The 21,172-nt window shown below is 41.4% G+C and carries 21 protein-coding genes, 1 tRNA gene and 2 pseudogenes; 10 read left to right on the forward strand and 14 right to left on the reverse strand.

The genetic code is table 11. The annotated features are described in order from the left end of the window. Nucleotides 1–38 precede the first annotated feature (38 nt). The 8 genes from hypA to hypF form a co-directional block, all read right to left on the reverse strand. Complete coding sequence (gene hypA, locus AB6N04_RS12355; protein ID WP_369308605.1) at nucleotides 39–380, reverse strand: hydrogenase maturation nickel metallochaperone HypA; 342 nt, start codon at nucleotides 378–380, stop codon at nucleotides 39–41. Then, entirely contained in the window at nucleotides 380–865 is a 486-nt protein-coding gene (gene hybE, locus AB6N04_RS12360; RefSeq protein WP_369308606.1) for a hydrogenase-2 assembly chaperone, read from the reverse strand. Before hybE ends, hypA begins: the two co-directional genes overlap by 1 nt. After that, nucleotides 858–1,352, reverse strand: coding sequence for a HyaD/HybD family hydrogenase maturation endopeptidase (locus AB6N04_RS12365; RefSeq protein ID WP_369308608.1), 495 nt, complete (start codon nucleotides 1,350–1,352; stop codon nucleotides 858–860). The genes hybE and AB6N04_RS12365 overlap by 8 nt, the downstream gene beginning before the upstream one ends. After that, nucleotides 1,352–3,055 carry a hydrogenase 2 large subunit gene (hybC, locus tag AB6N04_RS12370; RefSeq protein WP_369308609.1) on the reverse strand — a complete coding sequence of 568 codons (1,704 nt, stop codon included), beginning with the start codon at nucleotides 3,053–3,055 and terminating at the stop codon, nucleotides 1,352–1,354. The genes AB6N04_RS12365 and hybC overlap by 1 nt, the downstream gene beginning before the upstream one ends. Next, a complete protein-coding gene (gene hybB, locus AB6N04_RS12375; RefSeq protein ID WP_369308610.1) occupies nucleotides 3,052–4,239 on the reverse strand; it encodes a Ni/Fe-hydrogenase cytochrome b subunit in 1,188 nt (395 codons plus the stop codon). The genes hybC and hybB overlap by 4 nt, the downstream gene beginning before the upstream one ends. Beyond that, complete coding sequence (hybA, locus tag AB6N04_RS12380) at nucleotides 4,223–5,209, reverse strand: hydrogenase 2 operon protein HybA (RefSeq protein ID WP_369308611.1); 987 nt, start codon at nucleotides 5,207–5,209, stop codon at nucleotides 4,223–4,225. Before hybA ends, hybB begins: the two co-directional genes overlap by 17 nt. 2 nt (nucleotides 5,210–5,211) lie before the next feature. After that, nucleotides 5,212–6,330 carry a hydrogenase 2 small subunit gene (gene hybO, locus AB6N04_RS12385; protein ID WP_369308612.1) on the reverse strand — a complete coding sequence of 373 codons (1,119 nt, stop codon included), beginning with the start codon at nucleotides 6,328–6,330 and terminating at the stop codon, nucleotides 5,212–5,214. 600 nt (nucleotides 6,331–6,930) lie between these two features. Continuing rightward, nucleotides 6,931–9,207, reverse strand: a complete 2,277-nt coding sequence (gene hypF, locus AB6N04_RS12390) for a carbamoyltransferase HypF (RefSeq protein ID WP_369308614.1) — start codon at nucleotides 9,205–9,207, stop codon at nucleotides 6,931–6,933. A gap of 453 nt (nucleotides 9,208–9,660) precedes the next feature. Here hypF and AB6N04_RS12395 point away from each other — a divergent pair, with 453 nt between their 5' ends. Further along, on the forward strand, nucleotides 9,661–10,590 hold the full coding sequence (locus AB6N04_RS12395) for an MBL fold metallo-hydrolase (RefSeq protein ID WP_369308615.1): 930 nt from the start codon (nucleotides 9,661–9,663) through the stop codon (nucleotides 10,588–10,590). A 69-nt stretch (nucleotides 10,591–10,659) separates the two neighbouring features. Here AB6N04_RS12395 and AB6N04_RS12400 read toward each other — a convergent pair. Beyond that, nucleotides 10,660–10,830 (reverse strand): annotated as a pseudogene (locus AB6N04_RS12400) (transposase); the annotation flags it as partial. Between AB6N04_RS12400 and AB6N04_RS12405 the strand changes: the two are divergent. The 3 genes and pseudogenes from AB6N04_RS12405 to AB6N04_RS12415 all read left to right on the forward strand — a co-directional run. Beyond that, entirely contained in the window at nucleotides 10,805–11,029 is a 225-nt protein-coding gene (locus AB6N04_RS12405) for an inovirus-type Gp2 protein (RefSeq protein ID WP_369308617.1), read from the forward strand. The pseudogene AB6N04_RS12400 and the gene AB6N04_RS12405 sit on opposite strands and share 26 nt — an antisense overlap. Beyond that, nucleotides 10,941–11,198, forward strand: a complete 258-nt coding sequence (locus tag AB6N04_RS12410; RefSeq protein WP_369308618.1) for an inovirus-type Gp2 protein — start codon at nucleotides 10,941–10,943, stop codon at nucleotides 11,196–11,198. Before AB6N04_RS12405 ends, AB6N04_RS12410 begins: the two co-directional genes overlap by 89 nt. Nucleotides 11,199–11,350: 152 nt before the next feature. Further along, nucleotides 11,351–11,461, forward strand: a pseudogene (locus AB6N04_RS12415) (inovirus Gp2 family protein); the annotation flags it as partial. Nucleotides 11,462–11,624: 163 nt separating this feature from the next. Here the strand turns inward: AB6N04_RS12415 and AB6N04_RS12420 are convergent. Both AB6N04_RS12420 and AB6N04_RS12425 read right to left on the reverse strand, forming a co-directional pair. Beyond that, nucleotides 11,625–12,047 (reverse strand): hypothetical protein, encoded by a 423-nt coding sequence (locus tag AB6N04_RS12420; RefSeq protein WP_369308619.1) that lies wholly within the window; start codon nucleotides 12,045–12,047, stop codon nucleotides 11,625–11,627. Nucleotides 12,048–12,192: 145 nt separating this feature from the next. After that, nucleotides 12,193–12,879: a tetratricopeptide repeat protein gene (locus AB6N04_RS12425; RefSeq protein ID WP_369308620.1), complete on the reverse strand. Its 687-nt coding sequence runs from the start codon at nucleotides 12,877–12,879 to the stop codon at nucleotides 12,193–12,195. A 101-nt stretch (nucleotides 12,880–12,980) separates the two neighbouring features. Here AB6N04_RS12425 and AB6N04_RS12430 point away from each other — a divergent pair, with 101 nt between their 5' ends. Further along, the gene (locus AB6N04_RS12430; protein ID WP_264635613.1) at nucleotides 12,981–13,448 is read left to right on the forward strand and encodes an Hcp family type VI secretion system effector; all 468 of its coding nucleotides are present in this window, start codon (nucleotides 12,981–12,983) and stop codon (nucleotides 13,446–13,448) included. Here the strand turns inward: AB6N04_RS12430 and AB6N04_RS12435 are convergent. Continuing rightward, entirely contained in the window at nucleotides 13,445–14,257 is an 813-nt protein-coding gene (locus AB6N04_RS12435) for a hypothetical protein (protein WP_369308621.1), read from the reverse strand. The genes AB6N04_RS12430 and AB6N04_RS12435 overlap by 4 nt on opposite strands. A 161-nt stretch (nucleotides 14,258–14,418) precedes the next feature. On the opposite strand from AB6N04_RS12435, the gene AB6N04_RS12440 reads away from it, so the two are divergent. Further along, nucleotides 14,419–14,814: a hypothetical protein gene (locus AB6N04_RS12440; RefSeq protein WP_369308623.1), complete on the forward strand. Its 396-nt coding sequence runs from the start codon at nucleotides 14,419–14,421 to the stop codon at nucleotides 14,812–14,814. A gap of 109 nt (nucleotides 14,815–14,923) precedes the next feature. Here the strand turns inward: AB6N04_RS12440 and AB6N04_RS12445 are convergent. Continuing rightward, nucleotides 14,924–15,000, reverse strand: a tRNA-Ile gene (locus AB6N04_RS12445). A gap of 357 nt (nucleotides 15,001–15,357) precedes the next feature. Between AB6N04_RS12445 and AB6N04_RS12450 the strand changes: the two genes are divergently transcribed. After that, complete coding sequence (locus AB6N04_RS12450) at nucleotides 15,358–16,431, forward strand: dihydrodipicolinate reductase (protein ID WP_369308624.1); 1,074 nt, start codon at nucleotides 15,358–15,360, stop codon at nucleotides 16,429–16,431. 207 nt (nucleotides 16,432–16,638) lie between these two features. Here the strand turns inward: AB6N04_RS12450 and AB6N04_RS12455 are convergent, their stop codons facing one another. Continuing rightward, nucleotides 16,639–17,235 carry a GNAT family N-acetyltransferase gene (locus AB6N04_RS12455; protein ID WP_369312104.1) on the reverse strand — a complete coding sequence of 199 codons (597 nt, stop codon included), beginning with the start codon at nucleotides 17,233–17,235 and terminating at the stop codon, nucleotides 16,639–16,641. 224 nt (nucleotides 17,236–17,459) lie between these two features. Between AB6N04_RS12455 and AB6N04_RS12460 the strand changes: the two genes are divergently transcribed. From AB6N04_RS12460 to AB6N04_RS12470, 3 genes are all read left to right on the forward strand, one after another. Then, nucleotides 17,460–19,481 carry an FAD-dependent oxidoreductase gene (locus tag AB6N04_RS12460; protein ID WP_369308625.1) on the forward strand — a complete coding sequence of 674 codons (2,022 nt, stop codon included), beginning with the start codon at nucleotides 17,460–17,462 and terminating at the stop codon, nucleotides 19,479–19,481. A 156-nt stretch (nucleotides 19,482–19,637) separates the two neighbouring features. Then, nucleotides 19,638–20,555 (forward strand): GTP cyclohydrolase FolE2, encoded by a 918-nt coding sequence (gene folE2, locus AB6N04_RS12465; RefSeq protein WP_369308626.1) that lies wholly within the window; start codon nucleotides 19,638–19,640, stop codon nucleotides 20,553–20,555. Beyond that, nucleotides 20,545–21,105 (forward strand): carbonate dehydratase, encoded by a 561-nt coding sequence (locus AB6N04_RS12470; RefSeq protein WP_369308627.1) that lies wholly within the window; start codon nucleotides 20,545–20,547, stop codon nucleotides 21,103–21,105. Before folE2 ends, AB6N04_RS12470 begins: the two co-directional genes overlap by 11 nt. Nucleotides 21,106–21,172: the final 67 nt, after the last annotated feature.

The raw sequence follows: 21,172 nt of genomic DNA on the forward strand, positions 1-21,172 counted from the left end.
AATCACAAGGTTGATACACCTCAAAGTCACTTTGAAAACTATTCGACTTCTAATTCTTTGATGCGCAAGCTATCGCCACTTTCCACTTTTAGGTTAGCGCTTTGGCATTGTGGACAAACCGATTGATGGCTATCAATTTCCACCGTTTCACAGCAATCCCAGCACCACGCTTGTGCTGGGCGATGCACCATATGCAATTGGCAACCTTGTGCGACAGTGCCGCGACAAGCAATATCAAAACAGAAACGAAACGCACTTTCCTCCACACAGGAAAGTGCCCCCATTTCTAACCAAACTGCCGTGACTTTTTTCACGGCGTTTTGTTTCGCCTGTTCCTCAATAATATCGAGTGTGCTTTGGCACAATGAAACTTCATGCATTATGCCTCCTTCAAGTGACGCGCAAATAACGCACGGCGCGCTGGCGACTGAGGGACATTCGGATCGCTAACAGGTAAGGACAACACAATACGGCGACAATCATCCGCAAGGTGAATACCTTGCTCAGGGCTTAAACTTTTGTCTAATGGTGACATCAAAGAACAAGCAAAATATTGCGTCAGGCCTGCCAATTCTCCTACCGTAAAGGTCATTTCCCCATACGGTAAAATCAAACCAACTTTGTCACCAACGGTACGGTGCTGCCAATATTGATCCGGTCCCGGTAAAATCAACGCACTGAGCATCCACGGGGTAATAACAGTACCAACCCATTGATTTTCAAATAAAGCAAACTCACTGGCATAAACCGGCATCGCAGGGTGGAGGAAAGATAAATCATGCATCGATTGCTCCGCCACCCGCTGGAATGCGGCCTCGACTAGAGACCGTGGGTTGCTTTGATAACCTTTAATGTCATCAGGCATGTGAACACTCTTCTTTCGCTATAATTTCCAAACCTTCACTACGCAGCACCTCTACCACTTTTTGCAAAGCAGGCTCTAATGCCGCTTGCCCCGTTGCCGTTAAACCGATGTGCGGCTCTAGGGACTCAGGCACCACTCCCACTAAGGTCAAACGCTGAGGAAACTCATCCGTTAAATGCAACGCAGATAGCACATCAGATAAACCTAGTTGATGAGGGGAAATTTTACGGGTGAACAGCGCAGGCACTTCGTCATCACGCAGTACTAATAACGAACCGGGTTGTTGGCTCGATAGCACCACATCCGCAATGATCAAGTGGTCACGATCGGCCATCGGGCCGATCAGTTCCATCCCTGCGGTACCTCCATCCAGTACCTCCACACAGTCAGGCAGGTGGTAACGTTCTTCCAACGCTTCGACAATGCGTACGCCAATTCCTTCGTCGCTCAGCAAAATATTGCCAACGCCTAAGACTAATATCCGCATTACAACACCTTAACCTTAGTGACTTCCCCGCCTTCAGGATCCACAATGTGCACGGCACAAGACATGCAAGGGTCAAATGAGTGAATGGTTCTGACCACTTCCAGCGGTTTGGTTGGGTCAGCAATTGGCGTTCCCACCAACGCTTGCTCATAAGGACCCGGTTCGTCATTGAAATTACGTGGTCCAGAGTTCCATGTCGATGGCACAACAGCTTGGTAGTTTTCAATTTTACCATCTTTGATAACCACCCAGTGTGAAAGCAAGCCTCGTGGCACTTCCCCAAATCCAACCCCTTTGATGGTGGCGTTTTCTGGAAAATTTGGTTTTACAAAAGTGGTAAAGTCGCCTTTACCGATGTTATCCACCAATGCTTGCCACTGAATTGACAATGTCTCATTCAGCACACAACAACGCACACTACGCCCGATAATCCGACCTAATGTGGAATGGAGCTGATCGATACCAATGCTGTTGCCAGTCAATGTTTGGTACAAATTCACCACATCGTTAAAGTGTTTTTCTGTTGGCTCGTGTTTCGCCGCCAGTTTGCACAGTAAGTCAGCTAACGGCCCCACTTCAACGGTTTTATCGTAGAAGGTCGGTGCTTTTACCCAAGAGTATTTACCGTCATCGTCCCACCCCGTGTAGTCAGGGTTGGTGGTGCCTTCCCACGGAGCTTGCGGTTCATTTTCTTTGTACCAAGCGTGCTTACTACTTTCTTTGATACCATTAATCAAATACTCATCCATATGGCTGGTAATTGGGCGGTAGGTACTGAAATCACTGTTTTCGAGGTAGCCTCCCGGTAATAAGAAACTGCCATTTTTACCATCCATCGGCATTTCTGGCATACACATATAGTGTTTCGCCCCTTGTCCGACTTCTAACCATTCTGGATAACCCGCTGCAATCACCGCTGCATCAATTTTGTACACTTGCTCAATAAAATCCCCTAAGCGGTCGATAAAGGATTTTACATACATCAAGCGCTCAAGGTTTAGTACCCCGATGCCATCAAGGTTGATTGGGTTCGCTACACCACCTACTGCTAGGTTTTGAATATGCGGGGTTTTCCCCCCTAATAGTGCAACAATACGATTTGCATCTCGTTGGCATTCAAGAGCTTGTAGATAGTGCGCCACGGCAATCAGGTTCACTTCTGGCGACAGTTTCATCGCTGGATGTCCCCAGTAACCATTGGCAAAAATCCCGAGTTGCCCACTCGCGACCAATTTTTTAATTTTATCTTGTACGCGGGTAAACTCTTCCGCGCTATTAAGTGGCCACGTTGAAATGCCTTTGAGGATTTCCGCAGCTTTGTTGGGATCTGCATTTAAAGCAGACGTGATATCTACCCAGTCTAGTGCTGATAGTTGATAAAAATGAACGATATGATCTTGAATGGTATGCGCTGCTAAAATCATATTACGGATATATTGCGCATTAACTGGCACATCAATATTCAACGCACTTTCAATGGTACGCACAGACACAATACCGTGTACCGTGGTACAGACACCACAAATACGCTGCATGATCATCCAAGCATCCCGAGGATCTTTTCCTTTGACGATCTCTTCCATACCGCGCCACATGGTGCCTGAAGCCCAAGCCTTGGTGACTTTCCCATCTTCAATTTCACAATCAATGCGTAAGTGACCTTCGATACGAGTGACTGGATCTATTGTTATACGTTGGCTCATGCTTTACCTCGGGCCTCTGAATGGCTCATGTTTGTTTTTTTCAATGCTGGAATAACGGGTAATAGGCGGATCAACAAGATATATGCGCAGACCTCAAGTGCCACAAAACCCATTGAAATTAAAAGCTCTTCTGATGTTGGGAAGTAGTCATAACCGCCCCCCGGATTGAATGCGACAAGGGAGTAACTCATCCGCCACATTGCCGCGCCGATTAACATACTTAGGCCGCTGGCATATAACCACCGTGAATCATTCCTCAGTGAAGAGATACGGAAAATAATCAGTGGGATCACCATTAATACGGTTTCTATCCAGAACATCATGGCGTAGAAGTCGCCATTAAAGATGTAGTGCAGCTTGTCGCGATAAATCAACTCGCCAAATCGGCAGGCTAAGAACAACACTAAGAGTACTTGCAGAATGTGTGTTAGCCGTACAAATAGCGGTCGTTCATCTGCCCCTTGCCCTTTTAAGGCGGCTTGCAGTAGTGACCCCTCGAAAATAACTATCGAGAAGCCCATAATAAAGGCGGTCAACAATGAAAGTAGAGGCAGCATTTCATAACTTTGCCAAATAGGATGAACTTTATACCCTGCTGAAATCATTAATGATCCCATTGATGATTGGTGCATCATTGGCAGTAACGCACCAAGAGCGATGATAAAGAACATCACTTTATTTAAGCGTTTTAACGAAACCTTCCAACCAAATCGTTCACACAGTGCAGGGGCAAATTCCAATGCCATGACACCAATGTAAATCGTCATACACACGGCGGTTTCGAATAGCACCGAGTTGGTGTTAAAGAACCCCGGAATGTAGAAGTAGGGTAAGTTCCAGTAACGCCCCACGTCGATAGTGATGGATAGACCACCGAGCGAGTAACCGAATAAACTGGCAAGTAATGCAGGGCGAACCAATGGGTGATATTCTCCACGGTTAAAGACATACACTGCCCAAGCCAACGCCCAACCGCCACAGGCAAATCCTGTGCCTATCAGCAAATCAAAGGCGATCCAGATCCCCCATGGGTATCCACCATTAAGATCGGATACGGAACCTAAGCCAAAAACCAGACGTTTGATAATCAGAATGACGCAAATCAACACCAATGGCCCAAAGACCATAATTGGCCAACTGACTAAACGCCCGCCTAGCGGCTTTTCTTTATGATGCGTCGTCATTTGAGTCATCTCCTTCGTGTTTGTCATTCTTGGTATTGCGATAGACCAAGAAACTCAGCCCTGCTAGCGCCGCTAACGGTAACACCATGCCTTTGTACAGCGTGTGCTGTACATATTCTGAACGAGCCCCTGTTGAAAGTTGCTCTAATTCAGGCAATCCAAGGTGTTGATAAGGCACACCAGAGAGAACAATGACCTGTGTTCCGCCCCCTTCAAGCTCGCCATATACATGATTTTCATATTTCGGCACTTTGGTCACATTTGGATCATTCGCATGTAGAGTTTGACGTGGGTAGCCATATTCATCCCCCACTTTGAGTGTTAAACGTTTTTTCGCCTCTGCAAGCAGCTCTTCCCGCGTCCCGAAAATCACTGCCCCCGTTGGACACACTTCCACACAGCCCGGTAAGCCGCCTTTATCTAAACGTTCAACACCTTTTTGGTTACATAACTCACACTTATGAATAGCACCAAACTTATCATCGTAAGCATATTTTGGAATATTGAACGGGCAGGCAACCATGCAGTAACGGCATCCCGTACACACGCTGGCATCGTAGTGAACGATGCCCGTTTTCGGGTCTTTTTTTAGCGCTTGAACAGGGCAAACGGAGACACAGTTTGGATCAACACAATGCATACATTGCTTTTTGATATAGGCGTAACCGTCTTTTTCCTGATCTTTATTCACGCCAGTGCCACTGCTCCAGACCTGAATAATATTATTGGTGTAAGGTGTAAGCTTGTCGTTGTTTGACCATGTTTGCTCACCAACAGGATTTCGCTCTGGATGGTTAATATCTTGGCATTTTGTTACGCAGGCCTGACACCCGACACATAAAGTTGAGTCATACAGCATACCAAGGGAGTTCGGAATTGGCGGTCGGTTTTCCGCTCCCGCCAAACTCGGTGAGCTGCTCGCAAGGAGCGCTCCCCCTGCGGAGAGTTTAAGGAAATTTCGTCTATTCACGGTTATTCTCCCCGTGAGTCAGTGTCTTGTTGGCGTTTTTGGCGACCTAATTCACGTACCGCCATCACACTTACCCCAGCCACTAATCCCACAACCCCCCCAATTAATCCAACTGCTGTTGATGATATTTGGCCACCTTCACGGTTATTTAAATCGGGCTTATTCACACGTGGTGTCGGGTTTTCCACACTGGCGAGTTGGTGAATGCCTTTGTGAAAACCAATATTTTCTTCATTACAGCCATAACAAGGATGACCAATCGCCACCGGCCATACGCCCCCAACATCACAGAACTGCAATGTTGAACAATTACCGTATGTTTCAGGCCCTTTACAACCAAGGTGGTATAAGCACCAGCCTTGACGATGCCCATCATCGCCAAACTCTTTAGCAAAGCGCCCCGCGTCAAAGTGTGGGCGACGCTCACAGTGCTCGTGAATTAATCGACCATAGGCAAACATTGGTCGGTTTTTACTGTCCAGCTTTGGTGGACGATTAAAGGTAATTAAGTGTGAGACAGTCGCAAGGAAGTTATGCGGATTGGGTGGACAACCTGGGATATTAATAACGGGTTTATCTTTGACAACTTGGTTTAATCCGACAGCACCAGTTGGATTATCCCCCGCAGCGGCAACTCCCCCCCAAGATGCACAAGAACCGATCGCAATCACTGCCGCAGCGTGTTCAGCTACCTCACGGATATGCTCAACAATCGGTTTTCCGGCAACCATGCAATAAATTCCGTTGTCTTTCAAAGGGATAGAACCATCGACGACAAGAACATATTTTCCTTTATATTTCTCAATTGCATTGTGTTTATTCTGTTCAACTTGCTCACCAAAAGCGGCAGATAACACCTCATGGTATTCCAGTGAAATTGTATCCAGAATTAAGTTTTCGAGAGTTGGGTGAGTGGAACACAGCAAGGACTCAGTACAACCCGTACACTCTTGAGCGCCAATCCAGATGACAGGCGGACGAGCTGGGTCGCTAATAGATTCAGCAATTTGGGCCGCTGCTTTCCCGCTTAGCCCCATCGTTGCTGCCAACGCTGTACATAACTTCATAAAATCACGGCGATTAATGCCGTGAGGAGAATTAATAGCGTTATCTCCTATCATTCTTTCTTCCTATTATTATGGGTGGCTTAGAACCTATTCATTAAACAAATTTTGTTGATTATCTTCGAGTTAGAGATACTACAAGCCCCGGCGTGCTGAATATTTCTACGCCTTATGCTTGTACCATTGCTATTCGAATTGGTAACAAAACTGAGCCTAATGAAATAAATTCTTATTTAATTAACCTGGTGCATAAATATAAAGTAGGATCCTATTCCTACCGATTTTTAATCATTTGATCTTCATCAAGAGGAAATAAGAAATTTTATCTTTTTTCTATAATTGCTAGAAAAATCGATTCAGTTAGTAGATGATAAAAATGAAATTTATATAAAACCAAACTATTTATTATTCAATAATGCGCTATATATCACATTAATTTAAATATAAATTCCCTTTTCTATCATTGAGATAGAAAAACCCATTAACTCATATTATTTTAATTAAGCGAATTTAGGGTATTATTAATAACTAATTTCTTTATATAAAAACAAATTAGTTAAATAAGAATCAATATCAAAAAAATATTGAATTATAATTTTAAATATTGGCAAGTCAGCTTGCTCTACATTCTAACGCCTTAACAAGTTCTATTGTTAGCTAATGCTTTAATTTTGCTGAGGCAATTGCGACCTGTCCTAATGCTAATCCACCATCCCCCATGGGAAATTGCCTTGCCGTTAATACCTCAAATTCATTTAACTTATTAATTAATAAATTTCGTAATAATTTATTGTGCATTACGCCCCCCGATAACACAATTTGCCCTATACCATAGTGTTGAGCACAGTTTCTAGCGAGTGCTGCAAACCCATCGGCTAATGCAACATGAAACGCATGGGCCCGTTGCGCTTTCGGTGCTTGATATGCAAGCCATTCACGCCAAAATGTTGATAAATCAAGGTGTTGTCCGACTAACGGCATGGTTACTGGGTGAGCCAAAACCTCAGAGCTCATCGCTAATGCTTCCAGCTGGCACGCCGCTTCGCCCTCCCAACTGGTTTGTGCCGTACAAATGCCAAGGGCAGCCGCGACTGCATCAAATAAGCGCCCAGTGGAGGATGCCATTGGGCAATTAATCCTTCGCTCGATAGCCTTTTCTAACCCCTGCCAAGGAAGTTCAAGGAGTTGTGCTGCCTCTGTGTGTTGTTGCCAATCGGGAACAAACTGTAACCAGTGGGCAAGCAAGTTACGCCAAGGCTGTCTCGCAGCCATTTCACCACCAGGCAAGGCAACTGCGGGTAACCCTCCCAAATATTGACTGGATGCATAGTCCACCAGCAAACATTCTCCTCCCCAAAGACGTTGAGCATCCCCATAACCTAATCCATCAAGGGCTAAGCCAATCACTTTATTGGTCGCTTGGGGTAATCCATGTTCTACCATTACTGCGGCAATATGAGCATGATGGTGCTGGACTTGTATAAATGGAATATTCAACTGAGCAGATAGCTGCTTAGCAAAACGATGACTGACATAGTTTGGGTGCATATCCCCAACCAACGCTGTTGGCGTAAAGCGATAAATTGATCCAAACAAATCGATGGCACTTTGGTATTGCTCAAAAATATCTAAGTCATCCAAATCACCAAGGTGCTGGCTTAATACCGCGCTTTTATCACGCAGTAAGCAGAAGGTGTTTTTTAGATCTGCGCCCACCCCTAATATCGATGGTGAATTATCAAAACCCGCTGGCAAATCGACAGAATCCGGTACATATCCACGAGCACGGCGCAACATTTCAGCTGCACCTTGGTGGTAGCGAACTAAAGAATCATCGGCACGTTGCACAATATCGCGATTATGGGTTAGATAAAAATCGGCAATATTCGCTAAGTCTGCGAAAGCATTTTGCTCCGTGAGAACTGGCGGTTTCCCCGAGGCATTCCCTGATGTCATGATTAACGGCCTTTTCACTTCCGCCATCAGTAAATGCTGTAAGGGATTTGAAGGCAGCATAATACCCAACTCAGTCAAATGAGGGGCGATAAGCGGACTCAATCCACTGTTTTGCCACTGTTTAATTAATACAATTGGTGCTGCGGGGCTTTTTAATAGTGACGCTAACCCATCACTAATATGAACGCCTTGATTTTTTAACCAATCTAAAGAGGGGAGCATCACGGCAAAAGGTTTTGTTGGACGATGTTTACGTATCCGTAACGCTTGCACCGCAAGATCATCCGTCGCATCACAGGCAAGATGAAAACCGCCTAATCCTTTGATAGCGATAATTTTACCTGTTAATAAAGATTGCGATGCGCAAATTAATGCCTGCGCCTTTATCGCAACTCTCTGCCCTGTAGCATCACAAAACTTGATTTCTGGCCCACACACGGCGCACGCATTAGGCTGCGCATGGAAACGCCTATCTGCTGGGGATTGATATTCAGCCAAACACTCAGGACATAATGGAAAATCAGCCATCGCCGTATTTGGTCGGTCATAAGGCATATGGCGAATAATCGTAAACCGCGGACCACAATGCGTGCAATTGGCAAATGGATAGTGGAAACGACGGTTTGTCGGGTCAAAAAGTTCCTGCTGGCAAGCTTCACAGGTCGCTGCATCAGGGATCACTTGCGTATCCATCTTCCCTTCACCGCTACGGCGAATAGTAAATTCATTCGGCAAAATATCCCATTGGCATGGTTGTGATTGAATACTGTCAATGTGGGCTAATGGAGGGCAATGTTGCTGTAATAATTGACTAAATTCCGCAACATTGGCATCGGCGAGTAAGCGGATCAGCACCCCTTCACCATCATTACACACATCGCCATTCAGTTGCTGTTGATGTGCCAATTGCCAAACATAGGGACGAAAGCCAACCCCTTGCACTTTACCTTTAACCCGAAGCTGTATTCCGTTGCTCACTTGCACACCCTCTTATTTCAATAGACGGTATTTTCCCGCTATCAAATAAAAAAAACTTCACTTGAGATCAAAAAAAGGTGGGATATACATAAGAAAATATGGGGAATTAAACCACCAAATTGGCTTATTAATTTTATTTTAAATAAATACAGTTAATAGAAGTAATTATAGTAAATTTTATATTCAATTTAAATTATACTTTTAATCAACATCGCTGTTTTAATTAAAAAAAACAAAAGAGCCTATTATCATTTACTTTTCAAAAAAAATAATAACCAATTGTTATTATTAAATAAAATTTAAAAGTAATAAAATTAACCCTAAAGAACGATAGCCACCTTATGCAAACAAAAGTAAACTCATTCATATATTAATTATTTAGCAACATATCAAATTAGATAACCATTCTTTAATACCAGTGTAAGATCATTAATAATAAAAAGAGGTGCTATTTTGAAAATTAAATTACTGTCAGTCTCCCTATCTTTCGCGTTGGCATTATTCGGTTTAAACTCGTTAGCAAATGCCGATGAAATAATTACCCTTGGAACGAAAGGAGGCCCATCGATACTTAATGAAGCGCGATTACCCCAATCGACCGCATTGATTAAAGGGAACAAAACCTATCTTTTTGACGCAGGGTACGGTGCAACTTTGCGTCTCGTGCAATCTAAAACTCCACTCAAAAATATTGATTCCATCTTTATAACCCACCTTCATAGTGACCATGTTGCGGATTATCCGGCGTTACTACTCAATGCATGGAATAGCGGGCTTAATCACAATATTACGGTGTACGGTCCTGTAGGCACAGAAAGTATGACGAAAGGTGTCTGGGATACTTTTAAGCGAGATATTGATTTACGCGTTAAAGATGAAGGCAAGCCTGATTTACGCCATATGGTGACAGCAAAAGATATTTCTGAAGGTGTTGTTGTCGATAAAGACGGTGTTAAAATCAGCGCGTTATTTGTTCCTCATCCTCCCTTTAATTCCGATGAAGCCCTCGCCTATAAAATTCAGTCATCAGGCAAAACCGTCGTGATTACGGGTGATATGATTGATAATAAACAAATTATTGAATTTTCGAAAAATGCTGATTATTTAATCAGTGAAGTGGTGCTCGTTTCTGGCGTTGAAAAGTTAGCGAAGCGAATTGGTAATGGCTCAACCCTCGCTAAAGCCATTATTTCTCATCACACGACTGCTGAAGAGGTGGGGAAAATTGCCAAAGAGGCTAATGTAAAACACCTGGTACTTACCCACCTTGTCCCTGCTGATGATCCGTCGATTACCGATGAGGTTTGGATCAAGGAAGTCAGAAAACAATATGCCGGTCCTGTCACTGTGAGTAAGGACTTGCAACGTTTTGAATTAAAGTAACTTCAGTAAAATACCACTCTAAAAGAGGTGGCTTTAAATTGCCCCCCTATAAGGGGGCTATATTCTTTATTACTCCTCCAACAATTCTATTTGTTGGTCGAGCTCTTGATCAACTTTATCCTGATGCCTTACATTACGCCTAATGATGGCTTCATTACCCCCCACCGTATCAGCAAAATATCCCCTAACCCAAAAATGATTACCCCAAATTTTATTGACCACTTCAGGGAAACGAACCCACCTTAACCGGTTACGTTATGCCTGGGCAAAAGAGCAAGTTAGTTCGGAACATCATCATTACCACTGTGTGTTAATCTTCAATAAAGACGCCCACTATGAACTAGGCGATTATGACCTCAATAAACCTACCCTTGCGTACAATGATAACATCCGCGTGGTACAGTGCGTTACAGCTCGAATTAGACCCTATCATAGATAAAGGAACCTTAGTTGAATATCCTGACAACTGTGCGTATTGGTTAAACCAAAAATCCCCCACATTTGAAGCTGATTACGCTACATTAGTACAACGGATGAACTACTTAGCAAAAGACTACTCGAAGCACTATAGCGCTAATTCACGGAGTATAGGTTATAGCCAGAAATGACTGTGAGTAGGGCTAGCTGTTTGTAAAAACCCATTTATCTATTTGATTTTACAATTACCGTTTAACTAGAGTGATTTAGACCCTACTAACGATACAGAGCATTAGTTAACTACCCTGAAAACTGTCGCTACTGCTTAAATCGAGATGTCTTATCCTTTACCGATGATTATAACGTGGTGATGGGACGACTAAATTATCTAGCCAATGACTATTATGAACATTACAGTTCCGATTATAGTACGATAGGTCATAGTCAATACTAAAAATAATTATAATGAATGGCATTCCCACAGTGCATTAAATCATCGTTCTTCACAGAAATATCATCAACGATAAATAGATAAATAAGTCATGTAGCACACTGTAAAAGATAAGAGTTATCTTAATAGATAACTCTTATCTTGAAGATCTAAAATAATTTGCTTTTTAGGCGAACAACCCGATCATTCCAAAGAAATTTTCTTGGTTAAATTCAATGCGTTGGGTTGAGTTTTTATCGACCTCATATGCGATCGTCCAACCATTAAACTTACTAACTCCATCTTTCCAATGTAATGAAAACTTTGAAGATTTCAGAGAACTATCTGGATTAAATATGGATACATTTAAGCATCCTTTAATCCCAAAATAATAAAGTCCTTCAGGAATAATCTCTAAAGTTTTCTTAATATTTGAAAGATGTAAGGATGATACTTCAATACCTACCCCATCAGTATAAATTCTCGTTGATTTTAATTTAACTATTATAGATGAGCCATCAAACCAACTTTTAATTTCGTGAAGCAATAGTTCAGTATCTCTTTGAAACTCAAAAACATCCTTCTTGAAAGCATCTTCACTAGCTTGCATAGCTTTAGCATTTTCATCTACTTTTTTAAAAAATCATCTTTTACTTACATATATATCCTTTTAAATAATCATGTAAATAGTGCGTTTACGCTACCAATCAATTCAACTTAGATAAACACAAAAAAATAATCTATTTGAATTCACTCTAATATTTTCTCTCTAGCAAATTTAATCTAAACTTAGCAATTTCTAGCCCTAGTTTACTTGCTTTATTATACCATTCTTTAGCTTTATTAATATCCATAGGAACTCCTAATCCTTTTTCGTATAAATATCCGATATTATACATAGCTCCCGCATTATTTTTCGCTGCTGACTTCAAATACCATTCCATTGCTTTTCTATAATTAATGTCAACACCTAGTCCATTCTGATATAAATACCCAATATTATTGGATGCCTTTTCGTATCCATTCTTATCAGACTTTTTATACCATTCCATTGCTTTTTTGTAATCTTGCTTTACTCCAAAACCATAGTCATACAATGAGCCAATATTATTTTGAGCTAAACCATTAGATTGCTTTGATGCTTTTAAGTACCAACTCATAGCTTCATCATAACTTTTTTCTACTCCCAGGCCTTCTTCATAAAGAAATCCAATATATGCAGTGGCATCTGAATTATCATTTTCAGATGAATATAAATAATACCTTTTAGCGTCAAAATAATTTTTATCATTAAAAAAAATATTTGCCATGCTAAATTGAAAGCTGGCAATAGAGTGTTTTAATATTTTAAAATTCATACTCTCATTTGAAGAGTAGGCTCTGAAATTAAAACCTAGCACTGACATTAAGGTCATGGCTAAAAATATTTTTTTATGAAACATAACACCACCCAGCCTAGTAATAAAATTTGATTTATCTTATATATTCACGCTAAGATACTCAACAATATTTTTAACATGCCAACAAAAAAATATAGGAAAATATGAGCAACTTAATATATTTATCAATTGAAGGTGAAAAACAAGGTTTAATATCAAAAGGATGCGGAACTATTGACTCGATAGGAAACAGATACCAACAAGGAAAAGAAGACCAAATTTTTGTGATTGAATATAATAGTTCAATTACAAGAGGACAAAATTTATCCCATCAACCCATCGAATTTATTAAATGTATCGATAAATCATCACCACTATTATTGAGCTCCATATCTAATAATGAAGTTCTTAAGTTAACATTCGATTTTTACCGAACATCACAGCATGGAAAACTTGAGCAATATTATTCTATTATGTTAAATAAAGCATCTATTGTTGACTATTCGACTCGCTACCCTCATTGTATAAACAACAATGAATCTCAACCAGAAGAATCTATACTCGTTCAATATAGAGATATAACTTGTAGTCACCATACGGCAGGGACATCTGGTTATAGCATAGCAAATTAATTATTTTTTAGGTACTTAAAGGCCTGTAATAGTTCATAACTATCATGCAAGCCTTTACTTCCTAGAATAGTTAGTATTGGGCTTACTTCCTTCTCAAAAAAGAAATAAGTTAAAGATAATTTTTCCTTATCTAACCGGCTATATAAATCTGGGCTGATAACTTTTAGTCTTTTCGATGCTCCATCTAACTTCTCTATTATCCCATAAGAGCTTGTTAATATTAAAAACAAATCAACATACCCTTTTGACAAAGATGGCTTTGTTTTTAACTTTTCTTTTCGTTTGAAAATATTCAAATTAAAAAATGCTCTTCTAGCAATTAAATATATCAAAGCTGATATTATCATTTTTTTAACTATAGAATTTTCAACCATAGAGGGAATTTCATTTGCTAATTTAAAATATGCGAATTCATTAAACCGCTCTCTTCCTATATCGTTATTTACTATATTTTCATTTTTTACCAAAAATTTATTTAAAGATTCAATTTGACTTTTATCCAAGTTTTCATAGATATATTCTGAAATTATGCTTGCTGCAACTTCAATTATTTCAAATGGATTTTTAGCATAAAACAAAAGATGTATAGCCTCAGCATCTCTATCAAAAATAGGGTTATACCTTGTTGTTGTTGATAATTTACTATGCAACCATGCTTTAGATAATCGCTCCAAACCCAACCCAACATTTTCGACTAACCCAGTCACACCATCAATAGCTTGATCCCTCACTGATAACGCCATCTCTTCAATTGATTTATTCTTTACGTTTTCATACCCTCGACGTAAGGATCTAGACAGAGCACGCATTTCTAATTGAAATGGTCGCTCTCCATCTTTTAAGAACTCGCCTTCAGGTGAACATCACTGCTTTCCTAACGATAAGCGTAAAAATTGATATTTAAAATGTAAAAATAAAATATTCACAACAAATTAAGTTGTGAGTTAACACGAAAAATATTGAGGTTAAAATGAAAAAAATCATGTTACTGATAATCAGTGTACTAGTGTCTTTTAATGTCTTCGCGAATACCGTGATATATCTAGACCCATTAAATATCGACGCATTGGGCATCCACACTAAACCCGTTCCCCATAACGCACGCTTGATCGATAAACTGAATGATCACACTCTACTGATTACTGACGATAATGTACTAACTGATCCACAGTATGGCGTAGAATTTATCAATGACTATCGGGTCGTCAATACAAAAACGAATAAAAGCCAATACATTTATTTGGATTACAATACGGGCATTGTCAATCTATCCAAAAATGATGCAGGTGTACTGGTAATTTCTAGGGAAGACGAAACGGATCGGATTATGTCTACTGAAGAAGTCAGCGTGGATGTATTGAATTAGATAACTTGAGCCATTCTGACCCAAAACCTTACCTGACCCATTACCTGACCCAAAATCAAGCAAAAACAAAAAGGCGTTAGATGAAAATCACCTAACGCCTTGATAAATTTGGTGGCCCCTACTGGACTTGAACCAGTGACCAATCGATTATGAGTCGACTGCTCTAACCAACTGAGCTAAGGGGCCGAAGTGGGATGGATTATACGTGCAGTTTTATCGTAGGTCTAGTGTTTCAAAACCGTATGGTGAAATTGTGTGCAAAGTCGTTATCGAACTTATATTTCAATGCAATAGAATTCACTCAGCTTATTAATCAACTCTTGATATTGCCTTTTTGCCAGTGATTGCCAAATTTGCTTATTTTGATTTTTATCTATTTTATTTGTATTTTTTCTGCCCTATAGCAAATTTTCCCTATAAACCCTCACATAACAGCAATCCATTTTATTAAACATCCTTTATCCAAATAATTGATATAGAACAATAATTTTATAATCTAGATCTCACAATATGACCTATAGATAATTCGCATATAGGACAAAGATGATGAAAAAAGTACGTGCAGTTCAATATGGTTGCGGAAAAATGGGCAAATTTTTAATCCGTTACTTGCAAGAGCATGGCGCTGAAGTTGTGGCGGCTTTTGATATCAACGATGCAGTCATTGGTAAAGATATCGGCGAGATCGCGGGTACCACGCTGACTGGGGTGAAAGTGCAGCCTCTTCACGAAGCAGATACCACCCTTGAAACCTTAAAACCCGATGTCGGAATTATTGCAACACTCAGTACCATGGCTGATTTAGAAGAGGCATTCTCACTGTTTGCACGCCATGGCGTTAATGCCATCTCTACCGGTGAAGAAGCCCTTTACCCATGGAATTCATCCCCCGAAATTACGCAAAAACTTGATACATTAGCTAAAGCAAACAATTGTACCTTAGCAGGAAGCGGCTACCCCGATATGTATTGGGGTGTGCTCATCGATACCTTAGCGGGGTCAATGCACAAATTGGTGAAAATCAAAGGTTCAAGCTGCTATAACGTAGAGGATTATGGGATAGCGTTAGCCATCGGGCACGGCGCAGGGCTCACAGTCGACGAGTTTAACCAGCAAATCGGTAATTACAATGACTTGCCCTATGAAGTCATTTCCCAAAAAATTGAAAGTGGCGAATATGCACCACCTTATATGTGGACACAAAATGGCTGGCTATGCAGCCGTCTTGGCTTAACAATCACTAACCAAACTCAGCGCTGTGTTCCACAAATTGCACAAGCGGATATTTATTCTGACACACTGAAAATGACAGTGAAAAAAGGCGATGTTCTCGGTTTATCCGCAGTCGTTATCACAGAGACTGCCGAAGGTGTGACGCTCGAAACAGAGTGCATCGGTAAAATCTTAACCGCTGATGAATGCGATAAAAACAGTTGGCAGTTAATTGGTGAACCTGATACTTCCATTGAAGTTAATAACCCTGCTACCGTTGAGTTAACTTGTGCAAACTTGGTTAACCGTATTCCAGCACTGATTAATAGCCCTGCGGGTTATACCACTACAGAAAAAATGCCAAATAATGTCTATATGACCAAACCTATGCATGAATATCTATAATTGACCCTAAAGCCCACCGTTAAGTGGGCTTTGGGGCTGTTGACAAAGTGGGATAAAAACGTGGTTTTTCCCACTTTGTGTTATTAGGCGAAAATCAACATGTTGACTTTTCTTGTTTATGTTCAAAAACTATCCAACCTGCCGCCAAACATGTTATGTTTGTCAGCAGTCTGAAAGCCCACCGTTCAAGTGATCTCCAATTATTGGCTAGCGTGGTTTTACCATTTGCCACTCTAAGTGGTGTTTGATGGCAGGCCATTCAGGCGCAATAATGCTATAAACGCAGCTATCACGCAGCTCACCCGTTTTGGCTTTCATATGATTGCGTAATATGCCATCGAGTTTTGCCCCTAAACGCTCAATCGCTTTACGGCTCTGATGGTTTAAAAAGTGCGTTCTAAACTCCACCGCCACACATCCTAACGTTTCAAAGGCATGTTTTAACAACAAATATTTGGCTTCTGTATTAATCGCCGTGCGCTGAACTTCAATACCATACCAAGTTGCTCCCACCTCAACACGCTGAACGGCATTATCCACTTTATTATACGAAGTGATCCCAACGGGCTTACCCGTGCGCTTATCGATCACCACAAATGGCAAGCACTCTTTTTGCGCAAAACGCACTAGGCGACTTTCAACGTCTTGGGAAAAATCATCAGGATCGGGGACTAAGGCATACCATAAGTTATGTAACCCATCACGACGGATAATCGCCGCAAGCTCTGCATCATATTGGTGAGATAAAGGTTCAAGGCGAACGCATTCACCTTCTAAAGTAATAGCTTGGCATATCTCTTTCATCATGGTTTCCCCTGTGTCGCTCTTTTGCGATGTGTCTCTACTTTTTTAATCTGTTTTTATGACATAAAAATAAAAAGGCTGTATTTAACTGTATTAACTTAGCAATTTAACCGAAAACATATGATAAAAATCACAAAATTTTAACATCTTTACCAATTTACAGCGCCATTACGTTACAGTTAACTCATCAGACCTGTTAAATAAATCCCGAATGGGAGCATCATATGCGCAATTTTCCACACCTTTTTACCCCCCTTGATTTGGGGCATACAGTACTCAAAAACCGGATATTAATGGGCTCAATGCATACTGGGCTCGAAGAACACCCTGAAGGGAGCGAGCGACTTGCCCATTTTTACCGTTTGCGCGCTGAAAACGGTGTTAGCCTGATTATTACTGGGGGGATAGCCCCTAGTCCTGAAGGTGCCCTAACCGCCAATGGTGCGGTATTGAATCACGCTAGCCAACTGCCATTTCATCAAACGATTACAGATGCCGTGCACCAAGCTGAGGGGAAAATTGCCCTTCAAATATTGCATGCTGGACGATATGGATTACATCCATTATTAGTGGCGCCAAGTGCTATTCAGGCCGAAATTATTCCATTTGCTCCAAAAGCGCTCTGCGCAGATGATGTTCATAAAACCATTGATGATTTTGTGAATACGGCAAAATTAGCTCAACAAGCTGGTTACGATGGCGTCGAAGTAATGGGCTCTGAAGGTTATTTAATTAATCAATTTATTGCTAAACGCACTAATCATAGAAACGATGAATGGGGTGGTAGCTACACAAACCGCATTCGTTTTCCCATTGAAATTGTGCGGCGGATTCGTGAAGCTGTTGGCGCTAACTTTATTATTGTGTATCGGCTGTCGATGTTAGATTTGGTGGAAGACGGCTCAACTTGGGAAGAAATTGAATACCTTGCGAAAGAAATCGAAAAAGCGGGTGCTTGTATGATCAACACAGGCATTGGCTGGCATGAAGCCCGAGTCCCCACCATTGCAACACAAGTGCCCCGTCATGCGTTTAGTTGGGTTACTCAAAAATTAATGGGCAAAGTAAATATTCCGTTAATTACCACAAATCGTATCAATGACCCATTTGTTGCCGAACAAATTCTAGCCAATAGGCAAGCAGATATGGTGTCAATGGCACGACCATTCCTTGCGGATGAAGCTTTTGTTCGAAAAGCAGCCGAAAACCGTGCTGATGAAATAAATACCTGTATTGGCTGTAACCAAGCTTGCCTTGATTTAATTTTTAGTGGGAAACTTGCCAGTTGCCTAGTTAATCCGCAGGCAGTCAGGGAAATGGACTACCCCAATGAAAAAGCCCCTAAGAGTAAATCGGTTGCCATCGTCGGTGCTGGTCCGGCAGGGCTTTCCTGTGCGATTTATGCGGCAAAACGTGGTCATAAAGTCACCTTATTCGAAAAATCGAATCAAATTGGTGGGCAATTTAATTTAGCGAAACAAATTCCGGGCAAAGAAGAGTTCCATGAAACGATCCGTTATTTTTGTCGTCAGTTACAACTGCTGAATGTAGATGTTCGCCTTGAACAACAAGCGGATGTACAAGGCCTTTCAGGTTTTGATGAAGTTATTATTGCCACTGGCGTCACTCCACGCAAAATTCAGCTTGAGGGAGCGGACCACCACAAAGTGGTTTCCTATATTGATGTGATTACTCAGCAACAAGTAGTAGGTAAAAATGTGGCCATTATTGGCGCAGGAGGCATTGGTTTTGACGTGGCTGAGCTATTAACACAAGAAGGCAAAAGCAGCAGTTTAGACACTTCGCTATTTAATAAAGAGTGGAATATTGACCCGACAATTCGTTCAAAAGGGGGCATTTACCCTGAGAAGAAAAATGGTGTTGGATCGGCTCGCCAGCTCTACTTATTGCAACGAAAAAACAGCAAAGTTGGTGCAGGTCTTGGGAAAACAACCGGTTGGATTCATCGCCTGTCACTGATGAAGCGTGGTGTGAAAATGCTTAATGGCGTGGAATATATGCGTGTCGATGATGATGGCTTGCATATTCGTTACCAAGATAAAATGCAATGTTTGCCTGTCGATAACGTGGTGTTATGTGCAGGGCAAGAACCTTATCGACCGTTAAAAATTCAACTTGCTGAATATGGAATTGATGCTCATGTCATCGGTGGTGCCGATGTAGCGGCTGAATTAGATGCTCGTAGGGCTATTGAGCAAGGCATGAAAATCGCTTATCAGCTTTAATCTTTCTGTTTCCCTCTTGATCAAATTCATTCATCGAGAGGGGAAAAGCAATTTCCAATTCAACAACCCCCATACTCTTTATTTATCGGCCTCACTTTAAGAATATAAAATGTTATGTTATAACATATCTTTTATTATTTGATTTATCGAGGCTCTATGTCAACAACCACCGAAACATTCACCACACCACTCGCTGACGCGCAAGTACAAAGTGATACACATAGCCAAATTGGGCTTGATTGGGTAGGTATGACGGGGATCGCTTTACCTGTGGAATTAGCAGGTCGCCCAGTCAATGCAAGCGTCGATATTGGTATTGATCTCCAAGGGCAAAAAGGCATTCATATGTCTCGCCTTTATCTATCACTAGATGGGCTCACACAAAGGGAATTAACGGCGGATTTACTAAAGCAAACATTGGAGCAGATTTTATCCTCCCACGCTCAAACTTCATCAAAAGCTCATTTACGTATTTATGGTGACATTTTGATCTCCCGGCGCTCTTTAATTTCTAATCAGTTTGGTTGGAAAGCCTACCCTTTTGAAGTAGAAGCGAATTTACAAAACTCATTCAAGATAAAATTAAAGGTTGGCGTGCCTTACTCCTCAACCTGCCCTAGCTCTGCTGCCCTTTGTGCCCAAGTCATGCAGCAGCAATTTGCACTCGATTTTGATAACCAAGCACCGTTATTACCACAAAGCCAAGTCCTTGATTGGCTGATAAAACACGGGTTACCCGCCACACCACATAGCCAAAGAAGTTGGGCGTGGGTCACTGCAATGTTAAAAATTGCAGAGAAAAAACTCCCGATTATTGAACTGATTAACCGAATAGAAAATATTCTTTGCACCTCAGTTCAAACCGTGGTGAAACGCAGTGATGAGCAAGCTTTTGCTATTGCTAATGGGCAAAATTTAATGTTCTGTGAGGATGCAGCAAGAAGATTGATCGAGGCGTTTAGCCATCAATGCCAGTTTAACGAAATCACCGTTGAGATAGACCACCAAGAAAGCTTACATGCGCACAATGCGGTTGTGCGCACACACTGGAAGCGAGATCATCATGCTGCGTAAAAACCCATCAGGCCATGTGCCTATCGTGTCTGAAAAGGCCTACATAGATCCAACCGCCATTATCTGTGGCAAAGTGATAATTGAAGATTACGTGTATGTGGGACCTTATGCCGTGATCCGCGCCGATGAGCTTAATGAAGAAGGGGATATGTCTCCAATATTGATAGGATCGCACTCAAATATTCAAGATGGTGTGGTCATTCACTCTAAAAGTGGTGCTGGTGTCCGTATTGGGTCACACACCTCTATCGCTCATCGTGCTATTGTCCACGGCCCTTGTGAAATTGCACAGCGGGTGTTTATTGGTTTTAATAGTGTGTTATTCAACTGCGTGATTGGTGAAAACTGTGTGATCCGCTACAATGCGGTGGTTGATGGGCTAACGCTTCCCCCTGCTTTATATATTCCTTCTTGCATGCATGTTAACTTGCACAGCGACTTATCCACATTCCAACAAGTTGACCACGCATCATTACAATTTTCAGAGGACGTCGCAGCAACCAATATTCAGCTAGTTGAAGGCTATCGCCGCTTACGTAATGAGTTTTAGTCAAACCAATAACAACAAAAAAGGCAGAATGTTTTTCTGCCCTCAGACTGCTGACAAACATAACATG

The organism is Providencia rettgeri, from assembly GCF_041075285.1.
In the GTDB taxonomy this organism is placed as follows: domain Bacteria; phylum Pseudomonadota; class Gammaproteobacteria; order Enterobacterales; family Enterobacteriaceae; genus Providencia; species Providencia rettgeri_G.